The following is a 14414-nucleotide window of genomic DNA, read 5'->3' on the forward strand; positions in this document are numbered from 1 at the left end:
CCATGCGGTAATTAATCAATGCCATATTGCATTTTTATCGCCAAGCGATGGTCTTCCCCGAACATTATGCCGACCACCAGTCGAAAAATTACGCCAGCGATACCCCTTCCACTCACACTTCCTTTGCCACACTTCAACACCCCCAATGCCACACCTGAACAGTGGAAATGCCACATTTGAACAGCCGTGAAGTGTGGCATCGGAGACGTCGAGATGTGGCGTTTCACCCGCTAAGGTGTGGCATTGGGGGCGATGAAGTGTGGCATCCAGCCAACAAAGTCCCGCAACTGGACAATGAAGTTCAGCATTAGAAAAATCAACATCATCAGCAACAGCGTTTTTTTCTTTTTCTTTTTCTGCTGTTGTTGTTATTATATCTTTTATATTCTCTTTATTAGCTGCATTGATATTTTTGATAACAACACTATCGCCCAGCACTTTAGCTAAATTTTCAGCGTTTTCTCCAGCGTTTTCCTTCGACGTTTTTTGCTGTTTTTCGTCATTTTTTGACTCAAAAATCGACGATTCCGATGCACTTTTGAACGTTTTTGATTTTTTTTCCCGAACCGTTTTCTCCGGTTTTTCATCTTCATTCCCATCTGTTTCCTTCCGTACCTGAACCCGTTGGCCTATCGGATTCAGTTCGGCAGGCATGAAAGAACCGTCCTCTTCAAAATCGAAAAGTCCGTAACCGAAGATAATCTTTTTGACATAGGCAAAAGAAATTTTATAGAGCTTACAGAAAGGGCGCAGATATTTCATATCGCCGCATGAGTCGGGCAGCATAGCCAGTTTCTCAATAACAAACCAATAAGCCCCTGTTCCCTTAAGCTTTTCCTTCTCCAGCAGATATTCCATCCTGGGGTCGCACATCGCCATCAAGGGATGTTGCAAATAAAAATTCCTTTTCATCTTTTCTTTATGTTTTAGTTTAAAGCCATAAAGATAAGAATAGCATGTGAGACAGTCGGAGGTTCCGTGAGGTTATGTGAGGTTTCGTGAGGTTAAATGAGGTTCCGTGAGGTTAACACACCTCCACCCGCACGTAAGCCCGATATCTGCTTTGAGGAGTAACCGGCACCAAGGACAAATAGCCGGAAACAATCCTTCCATCCTCCACTACCAATGGATAATCCCTCATGTCCTGTTCATGTTGCGCCCGCAAAGCTTCGGCAGAAGGGAAATTGTCGACATTAAAGATTCCTTTGCTACCGGGAGCGACGAAATTATCATAAAGCTGACGGGCAACCATCCCCATAGTCATGCGCACATTAACTTCAACATGTGGATAAATGGCGTACGGATATCCTCTCTGATCCGGACAGATCATCATATCTATCCCCATAGGACCGGAATAATACCTGCCATAAATTCCTTCTATAACTTTCTGCAAATACTCACGAATGCCCACAAATGCTTCCAAAGGGATATACCGTAGAATCCACTGTTCCACTTCCTCATTAGAAACCAACATATTACCACGATAAACACCTTTCTCATCCGTAATAAAATGCGAGTAGCCGCTAAACAGTACCTTCCCCCTGCCATTGGAGTAAAATTCCATGGCAAAATCTCCCTCCTTTTTATATATAGGTTCCAGTACAAGAGCTCCGTATTTCGCTAATTCCCGACGACACCAATCAGCCGTAGATTTCGCCAGCCCGCGGCGACACCAACGTAACCCCTTTCCGCTGCCCGACCACACGGACTTGAACAGGTAGCCGTCCTTAAAATCATCGACTATATCCGGAACGCGGAATTCCTTGCCCTCCCCTGATATCAGAAAATGGCGTCCACAAGCACATTTGAGGGTTTTATTCAGTTCAAACGTCAGAGCAAGAGCCATCCCATACGCACGGGAAGAGAGCATACGACACTTGCGCAACTCTGCTTCCGTAGGAAGTTTATGTTCGGCAATACCGGCTTTCTGCATACGCTTGCGGAAAGCGCGGTTCCATCCCCAAGGTACAATTTGGGATTCCGCATAATCGGGTAATTCCGGTTCAGTGACCAATTGCGCGGAAAGAGGAAACAATTGTTTCATTTTCTGCAAATAATCTGCATTATAAGCTGATGGGGCAAGTACCGCACTACCGGGCTGAACATACCAAACAGGTAATAAGGCGAGATCCTGAGCCATTCGGCGGGCAGATGCAGGAGCTATATAATTCTCTTCATTACTAGCAAGTGCCATGTCCGTGTCTGAGTTAAATACATAGAGTTTCATAACTATTACAGTTCTTTATTAATTAAGGCCACAAAATTACAGAGAAAAACAAGGCAAAGCAAATATATAAACTTCACTAACAAAAAAGATATTTTGCCATCTCTACTTTGCAATTCTATAAAAAAGACGTATATTTGTCGCCCGATAAACCGAATTTAACAGCATGGAAGCATTCTACCGCACACACGCCTATCTTGTTGAGCATACCAATGCCCCCGTTCGCCGTGACCTCATGGATGAGATCAACTGGAACGACCGTCTTATCGGTATTAAAGGAACGCGTGGTGTAGGCAAAACCACATTTCTGTTGCAATACGCTAAAGAGAAATTCGGCACTGACCGTTCCTGCCTCTTTATCAATATGAACAATTTCTACTTTTCTTATTTCAGCATCGTTGATTTCGCTTATGAATTCCAACGCCGCGGCGGAAAAGTATTGCTGATAGACCAGGTATTCAAACATCCGGACTGGAGCAGGGAACTGAGAATGTGTTACGACCGCTTTCCAAACCTCAAAATCGTGTTTACCGGTTCGTCCGTGATGCGACTGAAAGAGGAAAACCTGGAACTGCGTGATATAGTGAAGAGTTATAACCTGCGCGGCTTCTCCTTCCGTGAGTATCTGAACCTGCAAACAGGCATGAAGTTCCGTGCTTATACACTGGAAGAAATTTTGAGCAACCACGAACAGATTGCCAAAGGCATCCTTTCGAAGGTACGCCCACTGGATTACTTGCAGGACTATCTGCACCACGGTTTCTATCCGTTCTTTCTGGAGAAACGCAATTTCTCGGAGAATCTGCTGAAGACCATGAATATGATGGTAGAAGTAGACATCCTGCTCATCAAACAGATTGAACTGAAATATCTTTCAAAAATCAAGAAATTGCTTTATATGCTGGCAGTAGACGGTCCGAAAGCCCCGAACGTAAGCCAGTTGGCAAACGACATACAAACATCCCGTGCCACGGTGATGAACTACATCAAATATTTGGCAGATGCACGCCTTATCAATATGGTATATCCGAAGGGAGAAGAATTCCCCAAGAAACCATCGAAGATTATGATGCACAACTCTAACCTGATGTACTCCATCTATCCCGTGAAAGTGGAAGAACTAGATGTGCTGGACACTTTCTTCGCAAATTCCTTGTGGAAAGATCACAAGGTGAACAAAGGCGACAAGAATATGTCGTTCCTGGTGGACGATGTGATGCCTTTCAAGATTTGTCCGGAAGGAATGAAGATTAAGAACAATCCCGGCGTCACCTACGCCCTGCACAAAGCGGAAATAGGAAGGGGGAATCAGATTCCACTCTGGATGTTCGGCTTTTTATATTGAGATTTATTCACTTAATAATAATTCAATTTAGTTATGACTAAACAGAAGAAATTCATTACTTGTGATGGTAACCAGGCTGCTGCGCATATCTCGTATATGTTCTCTGAAGTAGCTGCTATCTATCCCATCACTCCCTCTTCTACGATGGCTGAGTACGTAGACGAATGGGCTGCCGCAGGACGCAAAAACATCTTCGGCGAAACAGTATTGGTACAGGAAATGCAATCGGAAGCCGGTGCTGCCGGAGCCGTTCACGGTTCATTGCAAGCCGGTGCGTTGACTTCAACGTACACTGCATCTCAAGGTCTGCTGCTGATGATCCCGAATATGTACAAGATTGCCGGTGAATTCCTGCCTTGCGTATTCCACGTATCAGCCCGTACACTGGCTTCTCACGCTCTGTGTATCTTCGGTGACCACCAGGATGTTATGTCAACCCGTATGACAGGTTTCGCTATGTTGGCAGAAGGTTCTGTACAGGAAGTTATGGACCTCTCCGGTGTTGCTCACTTGTCAACTATCAAAGCTCGTGTACCGTTCGTTAATTTCTTCGACGGCTTCCGTACTTCTCACGAAATCCAGAAGATCGAGATGCTGGAAAATGACGATCTCGCTCCGCTGCTTGACCAGGAAGCTTTGGCTGAATTCCGTGCCCGCGCATTGAATCCGATGAATCCGGTTGCCCGTGGTATGGCTGAAAACCCCGACCACTTCTTCCAGCACCGTGAATCATGCAACAACTACTACGAAGCAGTTCCTGCTATTGTAGAAGAATACATGAATGAAATTTCTAAAATCACAGGACGTAAATACGGCTTGTTCGATTACTATGGTGCTGAAGACGCAGAACGCGTAATCATCGCTATGGGTTCTGTAACCGAAGCTGCCCGCGAAGCTATCGACCACTTGATGGCTAATGGCGAAAAGGTAGGTATGGTTGCCGTACACCTGTATCGTCCATTCTCTGCTAAGCACTTCCTGGCTGCTGTGCCTAAGACTGCTAAGACTATTGCAGTTCTTGACCGTACGAAGGAACCGGGTGCTAACGGCGAACCGTTGTACCTCGATGTAAAAGACTGCTACTATGGTACAGCCGATGCTCCGGTAATCGTAGGCGGTCGTTACGGTTTGGGTTCTAAGGATACCACTCCTGCTCAGATCATTGCCGTATTCAAGAATCTGGCTATGCCGATGCCGAAGAACCACTTCACTATCGGTATCGTAGACGACGTAACCTTCACTTCACTTCCTCAGGAAGAAGAAATCGCATTGGGCGGCGCAAGCATGTTCGAGGCTAAATTCTACGGACTGGGTGCTGATGGTACAGTAGGTGCTAACAAGAACTCTGTGAAAATCATCGGTGACAATACCGACAAACACTGCCAGGCTTACTTCTCTTACGACTCAAAGAAGTCAGGTGGTTTCACTTGTTCTCACTTGCGTTTCGGTGATACTCCGATCCGTTCTACATACTTGGTAAACACTCCGAACTTTGTGGCTTGCCACGTTCAGGCTTACCTGCACATGTATGATGTAACCCGCGGTTTGCGCAAGAACGGTACATTCCTGCTGAATACAATCTGGGAAGGCGAAGAACTGGCTAAGAACCTGCCTACCCGCGTGAAGAAGTATTTTGCTAAGAACAATATCTCTGTATACTATATCAACGCAACTCAGATTGCACAGGAAATCGGTTTGGGTAACCGTACCAATACAATCCTGCAATCTGCATTCTTCCGTATCACAGGTGTAATTCCTGTTGACCTGGCTGTAGAACAGATGAAGAAATTCATCCAGAAGTCTTACGGTAAGAAGGGTGAAGATATCGTAAACAAGAACTATGCTGCCGTTGACCGTGGTGGTGAATACAAGCAATTGACTGTTGATCCTGCTTGGGTTAATCTGGCTGACGACGCTAAGACTGAAAACAATGATCCTGCATTCATCAACGAAGTAGTTCGTCCGATCAACGCACAAGATGGTGACTTGCTGCCGGTATCTGCATTCAAGGGCATCGAAGACGGTACTTGGTATCAAGGTACAGCTAAATACGAAAAACGTGGTGTAGCTGCTTTCGTTCCCGAATGGAATGCTGAAAACTGTATCCAGTGTAACAAGTGTGCTTATGTTTGTCCTCACGCTTCTATCCGTCCGTTCGTTCTGGATGCTGAAGAGCAGAAGGGTGCAAACTTCGAGATGCTGAAAGCTGTAGGTAAAGTATTCGACGGTATGACATTCCGTATCCAGGTTGATGTTCTCGACTGTCTGGGTTGCGGTAACTGTGCCGACATCTGTCCGGGTAATCCGAAGAAGGGTGGCAAAGCCTTGACTATGAAACATCTGGAAAGCCAGTTGAACCAAGTTCCTAACTGGGATTACTGCGCTGAAAAGGTAGCAAGCAAGCAACATCTGGTTGATGTTAAAGCTAACGTAAAGAACTCTCAGTTCGCTACTCCGTTGTTTGAATTCTCAGGCGCTTGCTCCGGTTGTGGTGAAACTCCGTATGTGAAGTTGATCACTCAGTTGTTCGGTGACCGCGAAATGGTAGCCAATGCAACAGGATGTTCTTCTATCTACTCCGGTTCAGTACCTTCTACTCCTTATACTAAGAACGAAAAAGGTCAAGGTCCTGCTTGGGCAAACTCTTTGTTCGAAGACTTCTGTGAGTTTGGTTTGGGTATGGAACTCGCTAATGAAAAGATGCGCGACCGTATCGTGAAACTGTTTAACCAGATTCTGGAAGGCGAAAATGCTCCTGCTGAAGCTAAGGAAGTATTGAAAGCATGGATTGAAAACATGTACGATGCAGACAAGACTAAAGAACTTGCACCTCAGATCGAGGCTATCATCGAGCAAGGCATCGCTGCCGGCTGCCCGATCAGCAAGGAACTGAAAGGCTTGACTCAATATTTAGTAAAACGCAGCCAGTGGATCATCGGTGGTGACGGTGCTTCTTACGATATCGGTTACGGTGGTCTCGACCATGTAATCGCCAGCGGTAAGGACGTTAACATCCTGGTTCTGGATACTGAGGTTTACTCTAACACAGGTGGTCAGTCTTCTAAGGCTACTCCGGTGGGTGCTATCGCTAAATTTGCTGCTGCCGGCAAGCGTGTACGTAAGAAAGACCTCGGTTTGATGGCTACTACTTACGGTTACGTTTACGTAGCTCAGATTGCTATGGGTGCCGACCAGGCTCAGACTCTGAAAGCAATCCGCGAAGCTGAAGCTTATCCCGGACCGTCACTCATCATCGCTTACGCTCCGTGTATCAACCACGGTCTGAAGCTGGGTATGGGCAAGAGCCAGGCTGAGGAAGAAAAGGCTGTTAAGTGCGGTTACTGGCACTTGTGGCGTTACAACCCGGCTTTGGAAGCTGAAGGCAAGAATCCGTTCCAGTTGGATAGCAAAGAACCGGATTGGGCTGGATTCCAGGACTTCCTGAAGAGCGAGGTTCGTTACTCTTCTGTAATGAAACAATATCCTTCAGAAGCTGCTGAACTGTTCCAAGCTGCCGAAGACAATGCCAAGTGGCGTTATAACAGCTACAAGCGTCTGTCCAAAGGAAACTGGGGTGCTGATGCCGAATAATTTCGATTATTTAAATAGTAAATAATAAACTCTGAAAAATGAAGGCTGCACCGTGAACCGGATGCAGCCTTTATTTGTTTTCAAACAAAAGCAACGAACATTATGATTGGATTTATTATTTGGATTATAGGCCTGATACTTGCTATCAAAGCCGTATTGGAGATTATGCAATGGAAGGTAGATGGCGTCAAGAAGCTATTGGTCGCTATTCTTGTATTGCTCACCAGTTGGATCGGACTGATCTTTTATTATTTCTGGGGAAGAGACAATTTACCTTCAATGTTGAAATAAACAGATCTATCTGTATAAAAAAGAAAATGCCGTACTTAAATTACGGCATTTTCTTTTTTTATTAAGCTATGTACGTCTTCCTCCGTTCCACCGAACGGACCGTAGCTCTGTAGTTTGACGGAACACATGGCAGCGGCAAAACAACCGGCTTCCTGATAAGATGCTCCTCTTTTACGCATATACAGATAGCCCGCCATATACGTATCCCCACAACCGGTAGCATCGGCAACATTCTCTACCGGATATGCCGGAATTTCATAGAATCGTTCATCAACATAAATAAGTGAGCCTTTGTCTCCCAAAGTCAGCAAGACTTCCTTCACTCCCCAGTCCGCCAATTTAACAGCAGCATCATAAGGATCTGAGCATTGCGTAAGTACCTCCATTTCGTGTTCATTAGCTTTCAGGATATGGATATATTTCAAGGCTTCTGCCTTTTCAGCCCAGTCCACCGCCAATACTTCTTCGTTCTGTACTTCACGCAAATAACCCTGTACATCAAGAGAAAGTAATCCTTTCCCGGCAAGATATTTGATAACATCCAGTGAAAAATCATCCGCCAGTAAACTACCCAAATGAAAAATCCGGGCATTTACATCCTGCAAACCTTCAATCGTAAAAGGATCAGCCTTAGCAGTAACCCGCTGCTTTCTTTCATTGGTATCCTCGCCATAAATATTCTCAAAGCAGATGGAATGGATGCTGGGGAGTACTTTCACTTCAATGCCGTCTATCCTCAAATCATCCACCACCGGCATCTCGCTATCAGCCAAGGCGGTGACAAGTTGGAATCCTTCCGTACTCAGGTGTTTGATGGCATGCGCAAAATAGAAAGAGGTTCCTCCGGGCATGTGCACAGTTTTCTGCGGAGTAACTACTTTATCCAAAGTAATATATCCGATACAACAAAGATCGTATTTCATAAAATATTCAGTTCCATTTTTCAGACTGCAAAAATAGCCAATAATTATCGTTTCTTCCCCCTGCAACGCTATAAATTCTTCCGTTTTAAGAAATCCGTCGGACTTTCACCGAATTGTTCCTTATAACACTTCGTGAAATAAGACGGAGAAGAGAAACCGACTTCATAAGCAATTTCCGCAACCGTCATTTCTGAAGAAGCCAACAGGGAAATTGCTTTTTTAAGGCGTGCCTGGCGCAGCAATTCATTGGGAGCATAGTTAGTGAGTGACTTCAGTTTACGGTAGAGTTGCACGCGGCTCAGTCCCATATCTTTGCCTAAGTCTTCCACATTCAGTTCCGGATCTCTCATTTTCTCTTCCACAAGAGCCTTGAAGCGGGAAACGAAATCCTTATCCATATCGCTGATATTCTCTTTCGCCAACGTCTGGTTATCACCAAAAAACTGTCGAAGCTGACGACGGGAATCTATCAGATTACGGATACGGGACAAGAGCAATTGCGAATTGAAAGGCTTGGAGATATAAGAGTCCGCACCTCCATTGTATCCCTGGATGCGTTGCTCATCAAGCGAACAGGCAGTGAGAAGGATGACAGGGATATGGCAAGTCTGCAATTCCGTTTTCAGACGGCGGCAACACTCCACACCATCCATACCGGGCATCATTACATCGGAAACAATCACATCGGGGACGTACTTCATGGCAAGGCGTATGCCTGTAGCCGCTTCCGGTGCATCCAATACATGATATTCTTCGGCGAGCAGCGTCTTTACATAATGACGGATATCGGCATTATCATCAATAACCAATACTGTGGGACGTCCCGTTGCTCCTGCCTCCTCTTCATCAGCCGATAACTCGCTTTCTACTAACGTAGCGGAAACTTCCGTCTCTTCGGCAGGCAGCGTCACCACGGTAGGATGATATTGGGAAATGCTCTGAGCCGGAAGAAGGACGGCAAATGTCGTTCCCTTCTCATCACTCTGAGCAGTGATTTGCCCGCCATGCATCTCCACAAAGGCGCGTACAAGAGCCAGTCCGATGCCTGTGCCCGCCTGATGACCATCTATCTGATAGAAACGCTCAAAGATGGCATCCACTTCCTGGGAAGAAACGTAGCTGCCGGAGTTGAAGACGGAGAAGCGAAGACTCACGACATCGGCTTGCAGGCTCACGACTATCTTTCCATTCTCAGGGGTATACTTCACGGCATTGGACAACAGATTGAAGTAGATGCGCTCCATCTTCTCGCAGTCCGCCATGATGCGGAAATCCGCATCGGGCATGGCTTCGAAGGAGAAAGATATATGCTTTTTCAGGAGAGCCATGCGGAAGGAATCATTCCAGCTACGGAAATTGCTCAACAGGTCGAAAGGCTCCAGATGAAGTTCCATGCGCCCGTTCTCTACTTTGCGGAAATCAAGGATTTGATTGACGAGACGAAGAAGGATATTAACGTTCTTCTTCATCAGTTCCAATAACTGACGGGAATGTTCCCCGAGGGATTTATCAGCAAGAAGCTGGTTTATGGGGTCAGCAATCAGAGTCAGCGGAGTACGGAAATCATGAGAAACATTGGTAAAGAACACCAGCTTGGCGTGAGTGGCTGCTTCCAATTCATGGGAAAGTTGTTCCAACTGCTCCTTTTGCTGGATAAGTTGCTCCTTCTGTTGCGTCAACTGTTGCTTCTGCGCTTCCAGTATCTCCTTCTGGCGGGAAAGTTCCCGGTTCAGACGGTTCTTAGTGCGCAACGAAAGATAAACGGCAACCAACAGGCCGACAACCAGCAGGAGCACTAACAGACTACCAAACAGCACTACCTGTTGCGTGGCGTAACGGTCAAGATAATGATTCATCTTTCCGTTTAGCGTCTCTATTTTTCCGTCAAGGGTGGCAATATGCGTGGTCTGCATCTGCATAATCTGGGCATTGGTACTGTCCACAACAGAGGTATTTAATATCGTTTCGCGCGGGAAATCACGTTTATTCAGAATGTCCATTGCTATCTGTATCACCCGGTCGCCACCGGTGGGATAAATAAATGTGGCATCCAGTTCGCCTTTCAGCACCTGTTCCACACCATATCCTTCGCCGGACAGGGCATCCGTACCAATGAAACGCATCTCTCCTGCCCTACCTTTCTGTCGGACAACAGCATAAGCGCCTGCAGCCATCCGGTCATTCTGCGCATACACCACATCTATCTGAGGGAAGTGCGTCAGCAGCGTATCCATCTTCTGTCCTGCCTCGGAACGTAACCATCCGGCATCTTCGCGAGCCAGAAGCTTGATGCCGGGGTAAGGGGAAATGGCAGAGACAAAGCCCTGATGGCGGTCCATCGCCGGCGTGGAACCGGTCAGACCGGATATCTCCACTACATTGCCTTGTCCGTGAAGCATATTAGCCACATAATGCCCGATGGCTTTTCCTAATTCATAATTGTCGGCACCGATATAAGCGGTGTATTTATCGGAAAGTATCTTGCGGTCGAAGACAATGACAGGGATGCCGCGGTCGTATGCTTCTTCCACTACCGGAGTGATGGGGGCGGCTTCGTTGGGGGCAATGACCAGTAAGTCCACGCCTTCCTCGATGAAATTGCGGATGTCCTCTATCTGACGGGCATTATCATCCTTCACGGTGCGGATGTCGATTTCCACTTCATCATAGAAGAGTGCTTCGCGCAGCATCTCGTTATTCATCTGGTGACGCCACTCATCGTCGCTGCACTGGGATACCCCGATACGGAAACGAGGTTCATGCCGGGCGCACGAAGCTGCCAATCCAAAGAGGGAAAGTAAAGTTAGCAACAAATAAACATTGTATCTTCTCATTGTCTTTTCGGTTGTTTTAAGTATCATAGAGAAATCAGAAACTCAGTCCTTTTTCACGACCGTGATTATAGACGTCTTCCAATCCGTTGCCTGCAATGGTATAGAAATCGACTCCCATCTCTTTCAAATCATGGTCAGGCTTTATAAAACGGATGGTGGAGTCATTAATCCGGGCAGGAATTTCTTCTTCTGAGAAGAGATCAAAAGTCACTTTTTCTTTTTCTGTGCAGATGCAAACTATCTCTTTGTATCCCAATTCAGAAAGAGGAACAACGGGACAAATGGAAGTGTAACTACCGTCTACGTACGGTTTATTATTGATAAATGCGGGAATGTTCCAAGCATGAAGCATGCGGGTGGTGGCATAGGCCACTTCATCCAGGTTTTCTTTGGTCAGTAGCTCAGTCCGCTCATCAGAATGGGTATCGAACATCTGCAATTCGAGATTCTGGTTTTTCCATTCCGGTTTATGACGCAGGGCGTTTATCAGCAGCATTTGTCCCAGCCGCCTAGCTCCGTCCGATTGGGTGACTTGGGCAGCTTCTTCTGTTTTCACAAAACTGGTTGCCACCAACAGGCGGGCGGCTTGCGGGTTCCACAGATTGTTTTTAATCTCTGTCGATAGCCGTTGAATAGATTGCAGCATGGCACCGCTTTGGTTACCTTCGGCCTGACTCGTTGCATATCCGTCGCTCCACAAGGAAAGGCCCAGTGCACTCACTTTATTAAATGCTGCAAAGGCTGCTATCAAAACGGAAGAAGAGCAGGATGCATACGCTTTCGCCCTTATTCCTTTCTCCTCAAAAGCTCCCAGAACGCCATGAGTGAACACATTCTTATATCCACCCGACATACAACAAATAGCGATATCATCCATATTTTTTAGGGTATTAGTATCGCAAATATAAAAATAAATTGCACTATAACAGTGCAATTTATTGAATATTCTGCACTATGACAGTGCAAATCAAGATAATGAAAGAAAAACTTCGTCAGCCGCCTATCATTGAGCAGTCAGCTCAATAACACGGCTTTGAGTTTGCCCTAAACCAAATACATCCAACCCGACTTTCATCAGATAATCACCGGAATATACTTTTCCATTAGCGACCAATCCGGAACTTGCAGCAGGCATCAGGTTGATTTCCTCCACTTTATACTGTTTGTTCGGGTCCAGACCTTGCAATTTCACTGCCAGCAGCTTTTCCTGAAAGCGCGGATGAATGTCATAAGCAAACAGAACCGCCTTGTTTGCATCCTTGCTTACATAATTCAGTGCCATGTGATTGCCCTCATACGGAGACACCAAACGATATTGATCACCATCCATTATAGCGTTTTGGAGACGTTTCCAGTTGGCTACCGCTGTCTGGCAATAAGTCAGTTCATCAGCGGTAAGTTCTTTCAGACCGATATCGAAACCAAGTTTGCACATGGAGGCCACGTCGGTGCGGAACTTTATGGAAGTCGCCTTGTTCCAGCTCGTCACATGGGCATCCATAGCCTTTGCGGGGAAGAACTGGGAGAAACCCCACTGGATATAAATACGTTCCACCGGGTCGGTATTGTCACTGCACCAGAATTCCGTGAAGTACTTCAATGCTTCGTAATCGCAACGCGCACCGCCACCGGAGCAAAGCATCATCGGTACATTGGGATAATTCGCCTTTACACGTTTCAGAACATTGTATATACCACGCACATGGTCTATATAAAGTTGTCCCTGTTTGTCTTTCAGATAAGCGGAATAGATATTGGTGATGGGGCTGTTGCAATCCCACTTGAAGAAAGCGACATCGGGATTTTCTTTCATAATGTTTTCTACAACACCATATACATGGTCCTGCACTTTCGGGTTGCTGAGATCCAGTACCAACTGATTGCGGTAATAATACGTTTCACGGTTAGGCAAATGGATGGCCCAGTCCGGATGTTTCTCAAAGAGTTCGCTCTTGGGGTTCACCATTTCCGGTTCAATCCAGATGCCGAACTTCACATCCGCATCTTTGGCAGCTTTTACTAAGGCAGGAATACCACCGGGCAGTTTATCGTGAGTTACTTCCCAATCGCCCAAACCGGCATGGTCATTCTTACGCGGGTATTTATTGGCAAACCAGCCGTCGTCCAACAGGAACATATCCACTCCCAAATGCTTGGCTTCCTTCATCAGTTCGGCAAGTATCTCCTGATCGAAATTGAAACCTGTATTTTCCCAGTTATTCAAAAGGGTCAGACGGCTGCCTTTACCATCTTTCAGACTATAGTTGCGCGCCCATTCGTGCAGATTGCGACTGCCTTGCGAGGCACCATCATAACTTAAAGTGAAAATGAATTCGGGAGTGGTGAACACTTCATTCGGTTTCAGTTCGTAGTTCGATGCATAAGGGTTGATGGCAGGGATTACGCGGAGATTACCCACATTGTCCACTTCGAAAGTGAAACGGAAGTTGCCCGTCCAGCCCAGTGTACCCATCAAGACGTCGCCCTGGTGTTCGTTCACCGGTTGGTCCAGTCCCACTTCAAAGAAGGGATGGGTGTGCATGGCAGCACGGCTTCCCAGCTTCGTGTCAATCACTTTCTTGCCAAACTGCAATTGCTGACTGCTCATCTGCGCTTCTTTCGCCCAGTCACTGCTGAACTCGGTCAGGTAATAGCTGGAATTATTGAAGTAGAGCATGGTGGAGGCATAAGTGGAGAGCATGACAGGTTTCTTCTCCTGATGCTTTATCTCGCTCCACGTCTTGATGACGTTCTCTTTGGGATAGGCCACATAATGCAGTGCCACGTCTACCGGATACTGGTTATCGCGCAGGTTTATCACGGTTTCCGTACCACCTTCTACAGGCTTGAATGAGGAAGAAACGTAATAAAGAATCGTTGACGGATTGCCGTCATTATGAGTGATGGCGATGGCAGGTTCAAAGTAATCTTCATTGCCGGAACCGCTATACACTTCCCAGCCGCGCTTGCTCACACTACCGTCCGACCCGGCATGTATATTCCAACGGAAGTTCTGCAAATCCTGCTGGTGCAAGAGTTTCTCGCCCAGATACGTTTGATACAAGCGACCGTTTTCGCCTACCTGGAGCACCAGGTCGGTGTTGTCCGTAGAAATGCGGATAGTTTCTTTTTCCGCTGCATGGGCATACGTCAGGGATGCGAATGCAAAGAGAGTTACGAGTAAATTTTTCATGGTGTACGATGAA

9 protein-coding genes are annotated in these 14414 nt (G+C 46.4%); 3 read left to right on the top strand and 6 right to left on the bottom strand.

The features are described 5' to 3' along the window. Positions 1–15 precede the first annotated feature (15 nt). Together K6V21_RS24985 and K6V21_RS24990 are read right to left on the bottom strand one after the other, a co-directional pair. Positions 16–912 carry a hypothetical protein gene (locus tag K6V21_RS24985; RefSeq protein WP_224320264.1) on the bottom strand — a complete coding sequence of 299 codons (897 nt, stop codon included), beginning with the start codon at positions 910–912 and terminating at the stop codon, positions 16–18. Positions 913–1024: 112 nt separating this feature from the next. Next, a complete protein-coding gene (locus K6V21_RS24990; RefSeq protein ID WP_224320265.1) occupies positions 1025–2227 on the bottom strand; it encodes a hypothetical protein in 1203 nt (400 codons plus the stop codon). A 163-nt stretch (positions 2228–2390) separates the two neighbouring features. Between K6V21_RS24990 and K6V21_RS24995 the strand changes: the two genes are divergently transcribed. From K6V21_RS24995 to K6V21_RS25005, 3 genes are all read left to right on the top strand, one after another. After that, on the top strand, positions 2391–3569 hold the full coding sequence (locus K6V21_RS24995; RefSeq protein ID WP_007217386.1) for an ATP-binding protein: 1179 nt from the start codon (positions 2391–2393) through the stop codon (positions 3567–3569). A 33-nt stretch (positions 3570–3602) separates the two neighbouring features. After that, positions 3603–7160 (top strand): pyruvate:ferredoxin (flavodoxin) oxidoreductase, encoded by a 3558-nt coding sequence (nifJ, locus tag K6V21_RS25000; RefSeq protein ID WP_118402448.1) that lies wholly within the window; start codon positions 3603–3605, stop codon positions 7158–7160. Between the two features lie 102 nt (positions 7161–7262). Then, complete coding sequence (locus K6V21_RS25005; protein WP_007214827.1) at positions 7263–7451, top strand: hypothetical protein; 189 nt, start codon at positions 7263–7265, stop codon at positions 7449–7451. 35 nt (positions 7452–7486) lie between these two features. Here K6V21_RS25005 and K6V21_RS25010 read toward each other — a convergent pair whose 3' ends face one another. The 4 genes from K6V21_RS25010 to K6V21_RS25025 form a co-directional block, all read right to left on the bottom strand. Continuing rightward, a complete protein-coding gene (locus K6V21_RS25010) occupies positions 7487–8374 on the bottom strand; it encodes a PfkB family carbohydrate kinase (RefSeq protein ID WP_217714392.1) in 888 nt (295 codons plus the stop codon). Between the two features lie 68 nt (positions 8375–8442). Beyond that, positions 8443–11208 carry a substrate-binding domain-containing protein gene (locus tag K6V21_RS25015; protein WP_224320266.1) on the bottom strand — a complete coding sequence of 922 codons (2766 nt, stop codon included), beginning with the start codon at positions 11206–11208 and terminating at the stop codon, positions 8443–8445. Between the two features lie 34 nt (positions 11209–11242). After that, positions 11243–12085, bottom strand: coding sequence for a hypothetical protein (locus K6V21_RS25020; RefSeq protein WP_224320267.1), 843 nt, complete (start codon positions 12083–12085; stop codon positions 11243–11245). 126 nt (positions 12086–12211) lie between these two features. Then, complete coding sequence (locus tag K6V21_RS25025; protein ID WP_224320268.1) at positions 12212–14401, bottom strand: alpha-galactosidase; 2190 nt, start codon at positions 14399–14401, stop codon at positions 12212–12214. Between the last annotated feature and the right edge of the window lie 13 nt (positions 14402–14414).

This window comes from Bacteroides cellulosilyticus (assembly GCF_020091405.1).
Taxonomy (GTDB): Bacteria; Bacteroidota; Bacteroidia; order Bacteroidales; family Bacteroidaceae; genus Bacteroides.

Bases quoted from the DNA above. Each gene is read 5' to 3' on its own strand.
- K6V21_RS24995 (WP_007217386.1), top strand. From the start codon at position 2,391: ATGGAAGCATTCTACCGCACACACGCCTATCTTGTTGAGCATACCAAT.
- K6V21_RS24985 (WP_224320264.1), bottom strand. From the start codon at position 912: ATGAAAAGGAATTTTTATTTGCAACATCCCTTGATGGCGATGTGCGAC.
- K6V21_RS25025 (WP_224320268.1), bottom strand. From the start codon at position 14,401: ATGAAAAATTTACTCGTAACTCTCTTTGCATTCGCATCCCTGACGTAT.
- K6V21_RS25020 (WP_224320267.1), bottom strand. From the start codon at position 12,085: ATGGATGATATCGCTATTTGTTGTATGTCGGGTGGATATAAGAATGTG.
- nifJ (WP_118402448.1), top strand. From the start codon at position 3,603: ATGACTAAACAGAAGAAATTCATTACTTGTGATGGTAACCAGGCTGCT.
- K6V21_RS25010 (WP_217714392.1), bottom strand. From the start codon at position 8,374: ATGAAATACGATCTTTGTTGTATCGGATATATTACTTTGGATAAAGTA.
- K6V21_RS25005 (WP_007214827.1), top strand. From the start codon at position 7,263: ATGATTGGATTTATTATTTGGATTATAGGCCTGATACTTGCTATCAAA.
- K6V21_RS24990 (WP_224320265.1), bottom strand. From the start codon at position 2,227: ATGAAACTCTATGTATTTAACTCAGACACGGACATGGCACTTGCTAGT.
- K6V21_RS25015 (WP_224320266.1), bottom strand. From the start codon at position 11,208: ATGAGAAGATACAATGTTTATTTGTTGCTAACTTTACTTTCCCTCTTT.